Origin of the sequence: Aeromonas sp. CU5, assembly GCF_002586745.1 — a bacterium.
GTDB lineage: Bacteria > Pseudomonadota > Gammaproteobacteria > Enterobacterales > Aeromonadaceae > Aeromonas > Aeromonas sobria.
Window position 1 is genome coordinate 1,309,409 of sequence record NZ_CP023817.1, and the last position, 15,438, is coordinate 1,324,846.

Here is a 15,438-nt window from a genome sequence, read left to right on the forward strand (position 1 = left end):
GGCGGCTCCCTTCCTCTGGGGATCAGGAGGCAAGGATGCTGGGGATCTGGTTAGGGGTCGCACAGGTGATGATCAGCGGCTATCAACCCATTGCGGAACACACATGGGTGCAATTAAACCCGGAATACTACCCATTGGCGCGTACCCCGCCTGCGATGTTTGTTGCCTGGCGCGGCAATCAGTTTCCGCCTTTGGCTCAAAAGCAGAAACAGGGTCGCTGGCAGATCCTGTTTCCTGCCAGATTAGTGCCCCCCTTTGATCTGTTCGAGGGGGAGGCGCAGCTTTCTAAAACCTATCTGGCAAGGCTGCGGCGTATCGATGAGATGGCCTATGGGGTCGCGTCTGGCCAGGCCGTTGCCGTGATGCAGCAGGGGAGTCGTTCGCCGGTTGATGTTGATACTGCGCAGTCTGTGATCCCTTTTATCGCCGAGTTTCATATCCCCCAAGGGGCGTTTGGCGGCACTGATATGCCCATTCCCGCGGACAACAGCGAACCCCTGCTGGCAAAGCTTGGGCTGACGCCGCGTGCAGCGGGAATGCTGTCCACCAAAGGGATGAAGCCTGCCGATATGACGCTGGCCAGTCGCGTGGCTGAGTCATCAGTGAGCAGCGATACCATGCTCACCCTCTCTGCTCCGGCAGCGGGTACGCAGCATACGGTGTGCCATCAGGTCGCCGCGGGTGAGACCCTGTGGCGCATTGCCAACCAGTTATCCAGTGCCCGGGGGGCGGATACCTATAGCTATTTACTGGCGCTGGTAGCCGAAAATCAGGGGCGGCTCGGTAACAGCATCAACGTCAGGACGGGGGATGGACTTTATTGCCCTCGCGCCGAGACACTGGCGCAGTTCGATGCTTTGAGTGCGGCCCAGCGCCAGCAGCAATTTGCCCGCCTGGAGCAGGGGCAGCGGAGGTAAGGGGCATCTACCTTGTATCCCTATTTAGCCCGTGGTAGTATTCGCGCTCGTTTTGCGAGGTGTTGACCGGTCGCAGTTAACACCATAAATTCATCTTAAAAGAGATACACACTATGTCTTTCGTATTCCAAGCTGAAGTCCGTACTGACCTGGGGAAAGGTGCGAGCCGCCGCCTGCGTCACGCTGACCAAGTTCCTGCCATCATCTACGGTGCTGGTAAAGAAGCACTGTCCATCGCTGTTGACCACAAGAAAATTGTTCTGGCTCAAGAGAAGCCGGAATTCTATGAGTCTGTACTGACCATGGTTATCAATGGCGAAGAAGTTAACGTAAAAGTGAAAGCTATCCAGCGTCACCCTGTACGTTACAAGCTGGTTCACCTGGACTTCGTTCGCGTTTAATCGCGAGCTATTCAGTTGAAGAAAAAGCCACTCTCAGGAGTGGCTTTTTGCTATCTGGTATTTAATAAAGCCAGCCAGCAGCGACCCGAAGCATGAGATGCCGGGCGGTGCTAGTTGATCCAGGCTATCTCAATTGACCGAGTGCTTGCTGGCAACGCTGTTCGGCTGCATCCAGTTCCAGCAGTACCATCCTGATATCTTCCATCTGCTGTTGCAGTGTCTCCCGCTTCTCTGCGACCAGCCCCAGCATGGTCTGCAGCTGGCTGCGGCTGCTCTTGTCGGCATCGTAGAGATCAAACAATTCGCGGATCTCCGCCAGACTAAAACCAAGCCGTTTGCCACGCAAGGTGAGCTTGAGACGCACCCGATCCTGCTTGCTGTAGATCCGGGTCTGACCCTCTCTGCTTGGATCCAGCAGACCCTGATCTTCATAGAAGCGAATGCTGCGCGTTGTAATATCAAATTCCCGGGCCAGCTCACTGATGCTGTAGCGCCGTTTATCATCCTTGCTTTTGTTCATACAGGCTTCTTGGCGAACGTTCCTGATGGGCACCTTACCTAAACGTAAACGGCACTGCAACTCTTGTTCCATCGCGCCAGACCGCCTATGTTATTGCCATGTAACAAGGAGGGATTCGCAGATGGATATTGTGATTGTGGCGGCAAAGCGTACCCCCATGGGGGCATTTCAGGGGGCATTGGCAGCGATGACGGCCCCTGAGTTGGGCGCTTGCGCCATTGCGGCGGCACTGACTCAAAGCGGGCTTGATCCTGCACAGATCGATGAAGGGTTCATGGGTAACGTGCTGGCTGCAGGGATGGGCCAAGCACCTGCCAGACAGGCGCTGTTGAAGGCGGGGCTGCCTGATAGTGTACCCGCCACCACGGTCAACAAGGTGTGCGGTTCAGGCATGAAGGCGGTGATGCTGGCGGCAGACTCCATTCGATTGGGAGATAACCGGGTGGTGGTGGCGGGCGGAATGGAGAGCATGAGCCGCGCCCCCTATCTGCTGGAGAATGCCCGCAGCGGCTTTCGGATGGGTCATCAACAGGTGCTGGACCACCTCTTTCTTGATGGCTTGCAGGATGCCTATGATGGCCAGCTGATGGGCGTACATGCCCAGCACAGTGCGGATCATGCCGGGCTAACCCGTAGCGCCATGGATGCGTTTGCTCTGGCATCGTTGCAACGGGCTCGTCAGGCGCAACAAGCGGGCTCTTTTGCCATGGAGCTGGCGCCATGTTATCGCGATGGCCAGCTGTTGCTGGCCGAAGATGAACAGCCGGGCAAGGGGCGACCGGATAAAATACCTACCTTGAAACCGGCGTTTGGCAAGGGCGGAACCATCACCGCTGCCAATTCGAGCTCAATCTCGGATGGCGCGGCGGCGCTGATCTTGATGGATGGCGCCACCGCGCGCGCGTGGCAGATACCGGTGCTGGCACGGATTGTCGGTTATCAGAGCCATGCTGCGTTGCCCGCCGAGTTTACCTCTGCACCTATTGGCGCAATATCACGCTTGCTTGAACGGTTGGCCTGGTCGGTGGACGAGGTGGACCTGTTCGAGATCAACGAGGCCTTTGCCATGGTCACCATGTTGGCCATGAGCGGTTGTGGCATTCCTCATCACAAGGTCAATGTGCATGGCGGGGCTTGTGCGCTGGGGCATCCGCTGGGGGCGAGCGGCGCGCGCATTCTGGTGACGCTGATCACTGCGTTGAGACAAGGGGGCTTGCGTCGGGGGGTGGCTACCCTCTGTATCGGTGGCGGGGAGGCGACCGCCATCGCAGTCGAAGTCATTTAACCGGGGCCGTCATTGCTTGCCACTGTTCATTGACCCAGGCGGTTGCCGTCAGGTAGAGGTGACTCACTTTGTCCTCATTGAGCCCTAACTGTGCTGTCTTGGCGGTGATCCGCGACCAGTTGGCATTTTCATAATCTTCACAAAACGCGAGATAAAAACCGAGGTTGCCTTGGCGTTTCAGCAACGCCAGCCGGATATCTTCGACTAAGGGGATAGTCCCCAGTAGTTTGTCCATGGGTTGTTCCATCAACACATCCAGCAAAGAGAAAAGGCCGGTAATAAAGGCTTGTTGTGACTGCTGGGCCGGGGCATGGGCATGGGCGAGCAGCTCGCAGAAACGAGCTCTGATCAGCGACATCTGGTAGAGCTCGGCGCTCTTACCCTTACCTGCACTGGTGGTGGCGATCAGCGAAACAAAACGTTTTAGCTGGGTATCGCCGAGGTAGATGGCTGCCTGGCGAAACGAGGAGATAGGGTTGCTCTGTCCTTTGAGGTGGTTGACGTAGCGTAGCAGCTTGAGGGAGAGGGACACATCCTGGCTCAATAACTGTTCAATCCGGTTAAAGTCCGGATCGGCTTCGTTGACCACATTGAGCAACTGCATCACCACGACCTGGGCTGGTGCCATGGTGGCCTGCTTGACCATCTCTGGGCGGCTAAAGAAAAAGCCCTGGAACAGCTGGATCCCCATGTTTTTGACCCGTTCGAACTCGGCCTTGTCCTCCACTTTTTCTGCCAGATAGGTTAATCCAAGTGATGTATGACGCTGGATAAACACCTTGATCATCAGCAACGACGTGGCCCGCAAATCAAACTTGATGATATGGATAAAGGGGAGAAAACGCTCCCAATCCGGCGACATGGTGAAGTCATCGAGCGCCAGCTGATAACCCAGTTTGTGCAGCTGTTTCACCTTTTCCAGCAACGCATCATCCGGCGGCGAGTCTTCCAGAATTTCGATCACTACTTTTTCGGGCGGCAGGCACTCTGCCAAGCCTTCCAACAGCAGTGAGTGAGGGAAGTTGATAAAGCAGGGCAGGCCACCCAGCAGCTGATCGATGTTCTGTTGCAGGAATTGTTCGACCACCAGACGCGAAGTCGCCTGCTGGGAGGAGATACCAGGGAAGACGTTATTCAGACTATCGCGAAAGAGCAGCTCATAGGCATAAGTATTGAGGTCTCTATCGAGTATTGGCTGTCTTGCTACGTAGGAATACATGCCTTGCTCCAGTATGGGTACTGGGTTGAGTTTATGGTGTAGCAGAACACTATGCCAGTGCTCACCTTATGGAGTAAGGCAATAATTGGCATAGTGTTTTTCTGCAGGGAAGGAATTTAGAAGAGATAGCTCAATTGTGCACCAGCCAGCCAGGCGTCCCCTTCGGAAGTGCCCTGGAAGGTAGATGTGATACCTGGTAGCAGCTCCATTTTTTCAGTGACATCCACCTTTTTGCCATCGATCAGGGTCAGCCCCAGATCCACGGTCAGGTTGGGTGTGAACTGATACCCCATCCCCAGGCTGTACCAGATCCGATCGGCGTCCGGGATGGAGATGGTGCGACGATCGGTTGGCACCGGACTTGCGTCATAGGCCACACCGGATCGCAGTTGCCACTTGGGCGTGACCTGATAGGTCATACCGACGGCATAGCGCCAGCTATCTTCCCAGTGCTCATCCTTGATGTGCATGCTCTGCAAATTGTTAAGATCAGCTTCCAACTGAACGAATTTGCTCCAGTTGGTCCAGTTCAGACTGCCGTGGAGAGCCAGCTTGTCAGTCAGCTGATGGAAAGCCGCCAATTCTGCCGTCGCGGGCAATGGTAGATCCAGACTGCCGGTATCTCTGAGCTCGGTAACGGAGCCGTCAGCATTGGGCCGGCCTACAATAGCGTTCCCCGAGAGCGTCAAAGTGACATCGTGACGGTAGGAGAGGCCGATCCGGGTTTGCTCGGACAACTCCAGCAAGGTGCCGACATTCCAGCCCCATGCCCAGCCATCACCTTGTAGATGTTTCGCGATCAGGTTACGGGAGGGGAAGGTGCCACCCACCTCGCCTTCGCCCTGAATGGCCGAAATTCCGGCCCCCACCGACCACATCTCATTAATGCGATAGGCGAGTGAGGTACCCAGATCCATGGTCTTGATATCAGAGACATTGCCAAAGTGGCCGGCGCTGTAGTTATCCGGCATCTTGACGCCAAGACCATAGTAAGAAGTAGCCGAGAAGCCGAGGCGCCACTGCTCATTGAGTGGAATGATGAGATAGGCGTTGGGAACCCAGGCCGCGGCGGCTATATCATGTGCACTTGCATCGGAAGTGACGATGCCGGTTTTTGTCGGCAAGCGGGTGTTGCCTTCAATATTGACGTCAGGACTGACATAGATGGCACCGCCAGACAGCGCCATCTGATCGAAGCGGGTCATGGCAGCCGCATTGCGGGAGAGCACGCTGGCGTTATCCGCAATGGCGGCCTCACCGGCAAAGGCGCGTCCCAGACCTGTAGCGGACTGTTCAGCCAGCTGGAACCCGGCGGCATGGGTCTGACCCGCGATCACCAGCAGGGCGATTGCGGACGGTTTGATGATGGGATGCATGGCAAAATCCTTGCTGTTACCCGAAGGTTCAATAGGTCATATGAATGGAGGCAGGATTTTATATGGTATGACCAGTAAGGCAACGGTAATGGCCGGTATCTGGATAAAACAAGATTTAATGCTGGGATGATGCACTCTAATAGCTTGATTAAAAAAGAAAAATAAACACGTGTGTGCTACATGTGTGCGCTGAAATGGGTTTTGCGGATAAAAAAAGAGCGCCTGGCGGCGCTCTTTCAAATCGGTCAATCATCAGAACTTCATGTTGAAGCCAACAGAAGCTAGGTAGGCATCACCATGGGAAGTACCTTTCCAGCGAAGAGGACTGTTATGAGTTGGGATACCTTCGTTAACATCCACCTCTTTCCCATCGATATATGTCATACCAAAGTCCAGACTCATATCTTGGTTGAAATGGTAGGTGGCACCAGCGCTATACCAGATACGGTCTGAGTCGGGAATACTCAAGCTACGGTACTCAGCTTCGATCGGGCTGTTGTCATAGGCAAAGCCCAGACGCGCTTCCCAAGCTGGATTGATATACCAAGTACCACCGATGGAGTAACGCATCGCGTCTTTGAATTTCTCATCTTTTTGCAGGCACTGACCTAGTGTGCCGTCATTACAAGCACCACTGGTGGCTTTCAGCTCTTGAAATGCGCTCCAGTCGGTCCAGTTGACTGAGTAATGGACGGCAAACTGCTGGTTCAGACGATGATAACCGGCAAACTCAGCCTGAGCTGGCAGATCCAGTTTCAAATTGCCATCAACGGTTTTAAATACAGGCTTACCATTTTGGATTGTCTGAAGACCGGCCGCAGAACCTTGGAAGTCACCATCAAAGCTCAGATCAACCTGAGAGCGATAGGTCAGGGCAAAGCGATTATTTTCGTTAATTTCATACAGAGTACCAACGTTCCAACCAAAGCCCCATGTGTCCCCTTTCAGGCTACTGATGTTGGTGTCATAACCAATACCCGGAACTTTATTTAACGGGGGCTGAGTAGATAGCACGCCAGCATAACGATTCAATTCTGCTTGTGCGTAAACAGCATTAATACCTGCACCAATGCTAAATTGCTCATTAATACGATATGCAATGTTAGGGTTGATGTTGAACGTCATCAACTCGGTATCGCCGGCACCGGCACCGGCTGGGAAGGTTTTGGAGTACTCGGTGGAGAGACCGTAGTTGGAGAAGAGGCCAATACCCCAAGCCCACTGGTCATTCAGCGGCTGAATAAAGTAGGAGGCGGGAACGAAGGCTGCTGGAGCAATGCCACTTTCGCTTGCCGGCGCCGCTTTGTTAGGGCCTGCGTATAGGGCTCCATCCACATCCACATCCGGCTTGATATAGGTGCCGGAGACGGAGACCGCCATTTTGTCAAACGTCATCATGGCTGCCGGGTTACGGGCCAGCACGGAGGCGTTATCGGCGATGGCTGCTTCGCCTGCATAGGCGCGACCCAGACCGGAGGCTGAGTGCTCGTTCAACTGGAATGCCGCAGCATGGACTTGACCGGTGGCCAGTGCGATGGTGGCGGCAATCAGGCTCTTCTTGAAAATAGTTGTCGTCATGGAGTTCTCTCTTGTAGGCAGATTTTTTTGCCAATGAAGGCTGCACGTCCGGTGCAGATCACGGCAAAATCCGTTTTTATTTCAGCTTCTTCTTGTCAATTCTGGTTCGATTCTATGGATCTGGTAGGAGGTAAGAAATCAGACCAGTGACAGCAGAATACATAAAAGTGACTAATGTGTTAATCATTTGTTTTAACTTGCTGTTTAATTCATCACTTTCAAGGGGTAACGGGGGATTATTGACCGAGATAACCGATCCTAGTCACAAAAATAATTTTACTGATTTTTCGAAATTTTGAGGCAAATCAGCGGTAAAGGGGTGTAAGGGGAGATAACAGGCAGCGGCTTACCACCGCCACCTGTCATTCAGGGGCTGTCAAGCTTTGTTAAATGGCCCAGTGCAAGCGTGACTGCAGTGCCGTGGCAACAGGTTCGAGGGACTCTTTCATCTCGCCAATCAGCACCATGTTGGCCCCTTTGAGTTGGACGATTTCCCCTTTGAGGGTGCCATCTTCAAAGCTGGCCTGTTGCAGGGTGAGGGGGACATGTTTGGGCACCAAGAACAGGGTAATGGGCCCCATCTTCCCCTGGATCACCATGTGTAAGGCCGGCCCCTGGTAAAACGAGCAGTGATTGGCATAGGTGACGTTAAGTCCATTCATCTCGCTCAGTGTTGCCCCGTATTTTTCCATCTTGCTGTTGATGCTGTACAAGTTGACCCTCTCATCCGTTCCCTGGATAAAGGGCGCTTCCTCATAGACATGGGCCATGGCCACTTGTGCGAGGGATCGGGCGGTGGGGGGCGCTTCTGGCAGGCTGATCCAGCGAGTGCTCATCCCCAACAAGAAGGCCACCGATGCCGCCATGGCGATCTGGCGCCAGGGGGACGGCGTCCGATCGCTGGCTAATGTTTTGGCGCTGTTCAGGGGATGAATATTGTCATCGGGCGTATCTTGCAACATGGCTTGTTTGAGCAGGATCCGCTCGGCCAATCCGGCGGGGACGTCTACCTGCATGGCACCCTTGAGGGCGCGGTCGAACTGCTTCATCTCGTCGAGGTAGTGGCGATTGGCCTGGCTGGCATCGGCAGTCTTGAGAAAGTCCGGCTGTTGATCGTTGGGCTGGATCATGGCGTTGCGGCGAAATTCGAGTTCATCCATGTCCGTGTCCTCTTGCTTGGTTCTTCTGCTCCATCGCCTCCTTGATCTGGTTGCGGGCGCGAAACAGTCTGGTCATGACAGTATTTTTGTTCAGGCCGAGCATCTTGGCGATCTCCTCACCACTGAATCCCCCTACGACTTGCAGCAGGAGTGGCTCCTGATATTCCTCTGGCAGGCGGGTGATGTGACGGCGCAGCCATTCGTTTTCCATCTCCTGCTCGCTGTGTAAGGCGTCAGGATCACTTTGCGGGAAATCATCGAGATCGACCAAATCGAACTGCTTGCGTTCAAAGCGGCGGGCGTTCTCCCGTCTGAGAATGGTGATCAACCACCCCTTGGCCGCCTTGTCATCCTGCAGGGTGTCGATCGCCTTCCAGGCGCGCAGGAAGGTCTCTTGCACCAGATCTTCCGCCACGCTGGGATCCCGGGTCAGCCAGTAGCCATACCGGTAGAGATCCCCGTGCAGCGCATGGACCAGAGCTTCAAATTTGGTTTGTTTGTCAGCCATAGGAGTAGAGACCGGCGCAGTGGCCGGATCATTTCCACCCATATGCTGTTGAGCGCGTTTTTTGCTAAAAAACAGCAGAGCCATGGGGTAATCCTTGTCAGGGGGCGTGGCGGCGGGAGCGGGAACCCCTGTACGCCAGCAGGGAAATCAGGTGCGCAATACCAGCGGTTTCATGAGCCCTGAGGGTATGCGCCAGAGCGCACCACTCGATGGGCTCGCCAGAAGAGGGTGGTGAAAAACAGGCTCGCTCGAGTTCGCCGAGCGCGTTGCTGATCCGATTATGCCCAGCTCCGGGCAACTGGCCTAATTGATAATAGGGAACCTGCCAGCGCAAGGTAGCCCAGTGGATCAGCGCCTTGCGGCTTGCCTCTGGTTGACGCCGGGCCAGTGCCCGTTGCAGTCGATAGAAGGCGTACCAGCGTGGTCCGTGGCGCTGGACGGCACGAAGGGCTAGCGCTAGCAGCACCCACCAGAGGCTCTCTGGTCTAGGGATCTGTGGCGGCTGACTGTCTGGCTGTGGGCGAGCCGTCGCGAGGACAGTCAGGTCGATAGCCGGCAGACTGGCCTGCTCAATCCGGCCACTTTGGGTGCTGAACCAGGGCACCGCAATGGGGGGGAGCTGATACTTGCCGCTGTTCTCTGCGACCAGAGTTTGACGCCACTCCCGTTCAAACAGCAGTGTTCCCTCGCGATAGCGTTCCTGTTGCTGCTCGCCATCGGGATGGGCCTGCACCCCGGTTGGCAGCTGATGAGCCATCAGTTGGGCAAGCTGGAGTTGGCTGCCATCGCCATTTTCCATAGTCAGGGTCAGGATCCGGATCTGCGGCTCCCCCACCTCTGTGGAGGTGCCGGGTTCCAGTCGTTGTGTCAGGGTGAGGCGGGATGCCACCGCAGTGGCGGGGGCCTTGTCTACCCGTATCGCAAGAGGTGCCGCTCTGGCTGAGAGTCGCTGTGGGTTGCTCCCTTGCTGTATCAGCTGGCCTTGCAAGCGGGGGGAGTCGATATGCCAGAGCCCCGCTGCTTTTGCCTGAACGAGCCAGCTGCGGGTGAGCCTGCCGGGCAGTCCAGCCTGAGCGGGGGCGATCCACTCATCACTGCCGAGGCGACGGATGGTGAAGTGGGTGGAGCTCAGCTCGCTCAGTCCCGGGTTTTGCATGCTGATGGGCAGCCAGAGGATCAGCCGATAGATCACCGGCTGGCCGGGATAGAGCGGGCCCTGATGGTCAAGGCTTGCCTGCATCTCGAGGGGCGAGGGGGCTGCGGGCTGCGGCAGTGCCGCTGCACTCGCCTGACGCATGGGCAGGGTGAGCGAAGGGGTGAACTCATTTCCCAGTTTGAGCGGGGCAATCACCACCCCTGTATTGGCAGGTGAACCGCTCTGGTGCAGCGGGATCTGCCAGCGAGTCAGTTGTTGTACCGGGGTAGTGACCCGGCTCATGGTCACTCTGCCCACCGCAAACTGGCGCAGCAAGGGTGTGATCTCCAGCTCGCTGCTCTGGCGCTCGCCATCCGCTTCGATGATCAGCAGCCAATCGCTGGGGTCGGCCCCCGGCAGCAGCTCTGCCCGGGGGGGCAGGGCCCAGCCAAGCGGACTCGCCAGTGCGAGCAACAGTCCCCATCCTGCCCGCGTCACCAGGGCTCCTCCACCTTGATCAGATCCCGGCGCAGCGCCTCTTTGCGCAGTCGCTGTTCCAGCAGCAACACCGGGGGAGAGGGTGGCAGGGGCATTGCCGTTGCCTGCTGATCAGCTGATGGTTCGGGTTGCTTGCTGCTGTTGGTATCGGGAGCGGCGGCCGCTCCGCCTTGTAACAGAGAGAGGTTATAGAGCGCATCTTCATGGCCGGGTTCCAGCGCCAGGGCGGCCAGATAGGCCTCCTTGGCTGCGGCAAACTCCCCCAGTTGCAGCAGGGCATTGCCGCGGTTGTAGTGGGCGGTGGCGCTCGTTGCTTGCTGATAGGCTGCGATGGCTTGCCGGTAGGCTCCGGCCCGATACCAGGCGTTGCCGCGCCAGATCGGATCGTCGAAAGTGCGGGCGGCCTGTTGAAAATTCCCCTGTTGATAATCCTGCATCGCTTGCTGCTCGCCCCTCTCAACTGCTTGCAGATCTTGCGGCGCAAGCAGTTGCCATCCCAGCATCAGCGCCACCATCAGCCGGGCGCCGACTCTGGCCAGCAAGGCCAGCGGTAACAAGGGGATCAGCAGCCAGGGGCCCAAATCGAGTGGCGCCGGGGTGAGGGCCGAGCTAGTGGCGGGCAGCGGCGCAAAGCGCGGCGCGTCGCTGCCAAGCCACTGCAGCTCACCGCCGAGGCGATTGGCCAGCGCGGCTATGGCCTGACGATCGGGGGCAGGCAGTTGTGCGGGCAAGCGGGTAGCAAACCCCAGCTCATTGGCTGGAATGGCGGGCACGGAGGCCGCTTGGCCGCTGCTGGCGAGCAGAATATCGAGGCGAGCCGGTTGAGTGTCGCGGCAAAGCAGGCGCTGTTGGCAGGGCCACAAGGCGCTAATTTGTTCCATCTGGTTCGTGGTGAGGTCGTCGGTGATCAGCAGCAGACGCGCCTGCTCACCGGCGGCCAGCTGCTTCATGGCAAGTTCAATGGCCCGTGCCGGGTTGCTGCCCTGCAGCGGCATGATATCGGGGCGCAAGTCGGGCAGCAGTAACGCGAGGGCCTGATGATCCCGGGTGGGCGGCATGGCGAGGTAGGCATCACCGGCGTAGAGGATCAGCGCAATGCGTTCGCCCTGAGCGCGGCTCAGCAGTTGCTGCAACTGCCATCTGACCCGGGTCGCCCGATCCGGTTTGAGATCGGTGGCGGTCATCGATCGTGACAAGTCCAGCAGCCAGATATCGAGCGGCGCTGCAGGCTGCTGTTGCAACTCACCGCGCAGTGCCGGTCCGCTCAGGGCCAAAATGACGGGCAGGGTTGCCAACCAAAGCCAGGGGCGTTGAGGGCGGGATGCTGGCAGCAGATAAGCGTGCATGGCTGGCGCGAGCAGAGGAGGCTGGCGACGACGGCGCCACCCTTGCCAGAGCCAGGGGATGACTGCGATTAGCCACAGGGGCCGCAACAAGATCAGCTCCATCTGCGCGCGCCTCGGGCCAGCCAGCTACGTACCTTGCGCAACTCCAGCCTGCCACGCCCTGCCGGCAGAAGCAGCAAGCCACCAAGCAGTGTCAGCGGCCAAGGGTAGAGCTCGATCACCGGCTGGTAGTGGGCAACGGGCATGGGGGCAGGTTCAAGGGTATTGAGGGTCGCGTTGATGGTATCGAGATCGCTCTGGGTGCGTGCCCGAAAGTAATGCCCCTTGCCGATCTGCGCCAGCTCTTTAAGCAGCGGCTCGTCCAGTTCGCTGCTGGGATCGGCCTGACCACTGCCCGCCTCATCGTAGGGCTGGATAAAGGTATCGGGATCAGCCCCAACCCCCAGCGTATAGATCCGTATTCCCTGCGCTGCGGCGAGTTTGGCCTCCTGCTGCGGGTCGGCATTGCCTGCAGTATTGCGGCCATCGGTCACCAGTAGCAGAGCGGTCGGGCGACCAGGGTCTCCATGCTGGCGTGCCAGCAAAATGGCCTCACCAAGGGCGGTGGTGCGGCCGACCAGATCAAAATCGAGCTCGTCGCTCAAGGTCAGCAGCGCCGGGATCTCTTGAGTAAGGGGAGAGAGCAGGTAGGCGTGATCGGCAAAGACGATAATGCCCACCCTGTCACCGGCCCGTTTGGCGATCAATGCCTTGATCTGCTGGCGCACCGCTGTCAGCCGCGCTTGCTGCTCGCCGTTGTCGAGCATATCCGGGGTGCGCATGCTGTCGGAGAGATCCACCGCGATCAGCAGATCCCGGCTCCCTTCATATCTGATAACCGGTTCTCCCCACCACTGGGGGCGGCAGAGGGCGAAGATGAGGGCACACCAGAGCAGCATGGCGCGCCAGAGCGGCAATCCGGCGTGAGGGCGCAACAGGGCAAACCCGGGGTGAGTCAGATAACCACGGCGCAGGGGCGGCAAGCCGAAGCGCACCAGCAAGGGCAGCACCAGTGCCGGTGCGAACCAAGGCCAGGCCAGGATCATGGATGTCTCCGCGCGGCTTTACGCCCTGAGCGGGGAGAGCGCTGCAAGAAGAGGGTTTGGCCCCAGCGGCGATAATCTTGCCGCAGCAGTTCGCACTGTTCGCGAGTCGGGCTCTGGCTGCCATAGAGCCAACTGCTCCAGTGATGGGAAAACTGGCTGAAATCGCTGCCGCCGTGACGATCGACGAAGGCGAGCCACGCCTCTCCCTGCAACTGGCGCGCCTCGGGCCAGCGTTGCAGCGCTTCATGGCGCAGGGCCTCCTGTATGTGTGGCACCAGTAGCGCCGGATCCCCCTCCAGCTGGCGGCACCAGCGGCGGTAACGTATTACCCTCTGGGCAATCAGGACGATCAGCAGGAGAATAAAACCGGTGATCAGGAGCCACAATAACGCCTGTATTCTGGGGTCCAGACTTTGCTCAATCAGATCAGGTCCCGGGTGAATGTCCCGCATCAGGGCGGCCAACTGCGCGGTCATGGCCTCGGAGGCGGGACTGGCACTGTCGAGATCCGTTGGCGCGATCACCCCTGATGACATAACCCCTCCTGCCACTGTTGTTGCAGCGTCTGACTGTTATCCAGCAGATAGAGGCGCTGTACCAGCGGCAACAACTGCTGCTTGCCGTGGGCCAGCTGCTGTTCGGCGGCTTGCTGGTAGCGGCGGGAGAAACCGGCATGGCCCCCATCCAGCCAGCCCTGATAGTGCTGCCCGGGCCGATCGATGGTCACTGGCAGCTGGCCGTCAGGGGGAAGGGCTGCCTCAAGGGGATCGCGGATCTGCCAATAGTGGATATCGTGGCGCCGCGAGAGCAGCTGCAACTGCTGACATAGCGCCGACTCGCAGGGTCTGTGGTCGGTGATCAGCGTCAGTTTGGCACCATGGGGCAGCTTCACGCTAGCCAAGGTGTCGGCCAGCGAGTGAGAGAGTGCCCGTCGTGCCAGCCCTTGCTGATAGTGATGGCAGAGAGATTCGAGCAGGGGAAGCACGCTGCCGCGTTGGCTCTGGCGATGTGAAACAAGTCCGTGGCAGATCAGGGTGTTGTGCTGCTTTTCCCCTTGCCAGATCAGGGCTGCCGCCAGCTCGCATGCGAGACGCGCCTTGAGCTGCAGCGTGGAGCCGAAATACATGGCGGGAGAGAGATCGAGCAGCAGCCAGTGCGCCTGATCCAGCTCCTCGCTATAGAGGCGGGTATAGGGGCGCCCGAGGCGTGCGGTCACCCGCCAGTCGATATGGCGTACCTCGTCACCCGCCTGATAGGCACGCAGCTCCCGAAACGTGAGCCCGGGGGAACGGCCCGGTTTGCCGCGTTCGCTGCTGCTTTTGCCTGCTCTTGGTCTGGTCCTCGCGTTGGCCCAGAGTCGGATATTGAGCAGCCGTGGCAGCGACAGGGCGATGTCGGGATGCTGGTTGGGATCTAGGGGCATGGCACCTGATCCAGCAGTTGGGCGATCAGGATATCGTTATCCAGATTGTCAGCCAGTGCCTGATAGCTGGGAATAAGGCGGTGGCGCAGCACCGGATAGGCCTGCAGCTGGATATCTTCCGGCAGCACATAGTCACGCCCGGCAAGCCAGGCACGGGCGCGGGCTGAGCGGGCCAGCCCCAGCGTTGCCCGAGGGCTGGCCCCCACGGCAATCAGCGGCTCAAGGGCAGGGCACAGACCACTGCCCGGGCGGGTGGCACAGACCAGCTCCACCAGATAGTGCTCCAGTCTGCTCTGCATGGTGACCGTCAGCACTTCGCTGCGGGCACCTTGCAAGGTGGCCTGGCTCAGGGTCACCGGCGCAGCGCCAAGCTGTTCACCGCTGGCGTTGAGTTGCAAGATGGCCAGCTCCATGGCGGGGCTCGGGTAATCCACCATCAGCTTGAGCAGAAAACGGTCGAGCTGCGCTTCCGGCAGGGGATAGGTCCCCTCCTGCTCGATGGGGTTCTGGGTGGCGGCCACCATAAAGAGGGGCGGTAGCCGCCAGCTCTTTTTGCCTACGGTGATCTGGTGCTCGGCCATGGCTTCCAGCAGTGCTGATTGCACCTTGGCCGGTGCCCGGTTGATTTCGTCCGCCAGCACCAGATGGTTGAACAGGGGGCCGGGCTGGAATACAAAACTGGCATCTTGCGGGTGAAACACTTCGCTGCCGGTGAGATCGGCGGGGAGCAGGTCGGGGGTAAACTGGATACGGGCAAAGCGCCCCTCGACGGCGCCAGCGAGTGCCTTGACGGCGCGGGTTTTGGCAAGCCCGGGAGCCCCTTCGATTAACACATGTCCTTCACATAACAGGGCGATCAGCAGCCCTTCGATGAGCTCCTCCTGCCCCAGAATCTGACTGCCAAGATAGTCCCTAAGCGCGCTGAATTCTGCCGCTGCCATGCGATAAACCCGTTGTTTTTATGGAAGTTGATCTTTTTATACTCCA

At 58.2% G+C, this 15,438-nt stretch carries 15 protein-coding genes; 3 read left to right on the plus strand and 12 right to left on the minus strand.

The features are described 5' to 3' along the window. Positions 1-35 precede the first annotated feature (35 nt). Both CK911_RS05870 and rplY read left to right on the plus strand, forming a co-directional pair. Positions 36-917 carry a hypothetical protein gene (locus CK911_RS05870; RefSeq protein WP_098969303.1) on the plus strand — a complete coding sequence of 294 codons (882 nt, stop codon included), beginning with the start codon at positions 36-38 and terminating at the stop codon, positions 915-917. A 113-nt stretch (positions 918-1,030) separates the two neighbouring features. Then, positions 1,031-1,318: a 50S ribosomal protein L25 gene (rplY, locus tag CK911_RS05875; protein WP_042023867.1), complete on the plus strand. Its 288-nt coding sequence runs from the start codon at positions 1,031-1,033 to the stop codon at positions 1,316-1,318. A 124-nt stretch (positions 1,319-1,442) separates the two neighbouring features. Here rplY and CK911_RS05880 read toward each other — a convergent pair whose 3' ends face one another. After that, a complete protein-coding gene (locus CK911_RS05880) occupies positions 1,443-1,838 on the minus strand; it encodes a MerR family DNA-binding transcriptional regulator (protein ID WP_098969304.1) in 396 nt (131 codons plus the stop codon). Positions 1,839-1,959: 121 nt separating this feature from the next. Between CK911_RS05880 and CK911_RS05885 the strand changes: the two genes are divergently transcribed. Then, on the plus strand, positions 1,960-3,123 hold the full coding sequence (locus tag CK911_RS05885; protein WP_098969305.1) for an acetyl-CoA C-acyltransferase: 1,164 nt from the start codon (positions 1,960-1,962) through the stop codon (positions 3,121-3,123). Here the strand turns inward: CK911_RS05885 and CK911_RS05890 are convergent. From CK911_RS05890 to CK911_RS05940, 11 genes are all read right to left on the minus strand, one after another. Next, positions 3,116-4,342 (minus strand): EAL and HDOD domain-containing protein, encoded by a 1,227-nt coding sequence (locus CK911_RS05890; protein ID WP_098969306.1) that lies wholly within the window; start codon positions 4,340-4,342, stop codon positions 3,116-3,118. The two genes, CK911_RS05885 and CK911_RS05890, sit on opposite strands and share 8 nt — an antisense overlap. A 116-nt stretch (positions 4,343-4,458) precedes the next feature. Continuing rightward, entirely contained in the window at positions 4,459-5,718 is a 1,260-nt protein-coding gene (locus CK911_RS05895; RefSeq protein WP_098969307.1) for an OmpP1/FadL family transporter, read from the minus strand. 252 nt (positions 5,719-5,970) lie between these two features. Next, positions 5,971-7,296 carry an outer membrane protein transport protein gene (locus CK911_RS05900; protein WP_098969308.1) on the minus strand — a complete coding sequence of 442 codons (1,326 nt, stop codon included), beginning with the start codon at positions 7,294-7,296 and terminating at the stop codon, positions 5,971-5,973. Between the two features lie 386 nt (positions 7,297-7,682). Beyond that, complete coding sequence (locus tag CK911_RS05905) at positions 7,683-8,456, minus strand: DUF3379 family protein (RefSeq protein ID WP_098969309.1); 774 nt, start codon at positions 8,454-8,456, stop codon at positions 7,683-7,685. Further along, positions 8,449-9,048, minus strand: a complete 600-nt coding sequence (locus tag CK911_RS05910; RefSeq protein ID WP_042023850.1) for a sigma-70 family RNA polymerase sigma factor — start codon at positions 9,046-9,048, stop codon at positions 8,449-8,451. Before CK911_RS05910 ends, CK911_RS05905 begins: the two co-directional genes overlap by 8 nt. Before the next feature lie 13 nt (positions 9,049-9,061). After that, entirely contained in the window at positions 9,062-10,573 is a 1,512-nt protein-coding gene (locus CK911_RS05915) for a BatD family protein (RefSeq protein ID WP_098969310.1), read from the minus strand. 20 nt (positions 10,574-10,593) lie between these two features. Next, positions 10,594-12,045, minus strand: a complete 1,452-nt coding sequence (locus CK911_RS05920) for a VWA domain-containing protein (RefSeq protein ID WP_098969311.1) — start codon at positions 12,043-12,045, stop codon at positions 10,594-10,596. After that, complete coding sequence (locus CK911_RS05925) at positions 12,036-13,028, minus strand: VWA domain-containing protein (RefSeq protein WP_098969312.1); 993 nt, start codon at positions 13,026-13,028, stop codon at positions 12,036-12,038. The genes CK911_RS05920 and CK911_RS05925 overlap by 10 nt, the downstream gene beginning before the upstream one ends. Then, complete coding sequence (locus tag CK911_RS05930; protein WP_098969313.1) at positions 13,025-13,564, minus strand: DUF4381 domain-containing protein; 540 nt, start codon at positions 13,562-13,564, stop codon at positions 13,025-13,027. Before CK911_RS05930 ends, CK911_RS05925 begins: the two co-directional genes overlap by 4 nt. Next, positions 13,549-14,451, minus strand: a complete 903-nt coding sequence (locus tag CK911_RS05935; RefSeq protein WP_098969314.1) for a DUF58 domain-containing protein — start codon at positions 14,449-14,451, stop codon at positions 13,549-13,551. Before CK911_RS05935 ends, CK911_RS05930 begins: the two co-directional genes overlap by 16 nt. Beyond that, positions 14,442-15,392: a MoxR family ATPase gene (locus CK911_RS05940; RefSeq protein ID WP_098969315.1), complete on the minus strand. Its 951-nt coding sequence runs from the start codon at positions 15,390-15,392 to the stop codon at positions 14,442-14,444. The genes CK911_RS05935 and CK911_RS05940 overlap by 10 nt, the downstream gene beginning before the upstream one ends. Positions 15,393-15,438: the final 46 nt, after the last annotated feature.

Coding starts and splice junctions, on each gene's coding strand:
- CK911_RS05900 (WP_098969308.1), bottom strand. CDS start 7,296: ATGACGACAACTATTTTCAAGAAGAGCCTGATTGCCGCCACCATCGCA.
- CK911_RS05910 (WP_042023850.1), bottom strand. CDS start 9,048: ATGGCTCTGCTGTTTTTTAGCAAAAAACGCGCTCAACAGCATATGGGT.
- CK911_RS05935 (WP_098969314.1), bottom strand. CDS start 14,451: ATGCCCCTAGATCCCAACCAGCATCCCGACATCGCCCTGTCGCTGCCA.
- CK911_RS05880 (WP_098969304.1), bottom strand. CDS start 1,838: ATGAACAAAAGCAAGGATGATAAACGGCGCTACAGCATCAGTGAGCTG.
- CK911_RS05930 (WP_098969313.1), bottom strand. CDS start 13,564: ATGTCATCAGGGGTGATCGCGCCAACGGATCTCGACAGTGCCAGTCCC.
- CK911_RS05885 (WP_098969305.1), top strand. CDS start 1,960: ATGGATATTGTGATTGTGGCGGCAAAGCGTACCCCCATGGGGGCATTT.
- CK911_RS05890 (WP_098969306.1), bottom strand. CDS start 4,342: ATGTATTCCTACGTAGCAAGACAGCCAATACTCGATAGAGACCTCAAT.
- CK911_RS05940 (WP_098969315.1), bottom strand. CDS start 15,392: ATGGCAGCGGCAGAATTCAGCGCGCTTAGGGACTATCTTGGCAGTCAG.
- CK911_RS05925 (WP_098969312.1), bottom strand. CDS start 13,028: ATGATCCTGGCCTGGCCTTGGTTCGCACCGGCACTGGTGCTGCCCTTG.
- CK911_RS05920 (WP_098969311.1), bottom strand. CDS start 12,045: ATGGAGCTGATCTTGTTGCGGCCCCTGTGGCTAATCGCAGTCATCCCC.
- CK911_RS05905 (WP_098969309.1), bottom strand. CDS start 8,456: ATGGATGAACTCGAATTTCGCCGCAACGCCATGATCCAGCCCAACGAT.
- CK911_RS05870 (WP_098969303.1), top strand. CDS start 36: ATGCTGGGGATCTGGTTAGGGGTCGCACAGGTGATGATCAGCGGCTAT.
- rplY (WP_042023867.1), top strand. CDS start 1,031: ATGTCTTTCGTATTCCAAGCTGAAGTCCGTACTGACCTGGGGAAAGGT.
- CK911_RS05895 (WP_098969307.1), bottom strand. CDS start 5,718: ATGCATCCCATCATCAAACCGTCCGCAATCGCCCTGCTGGTGATCGCG.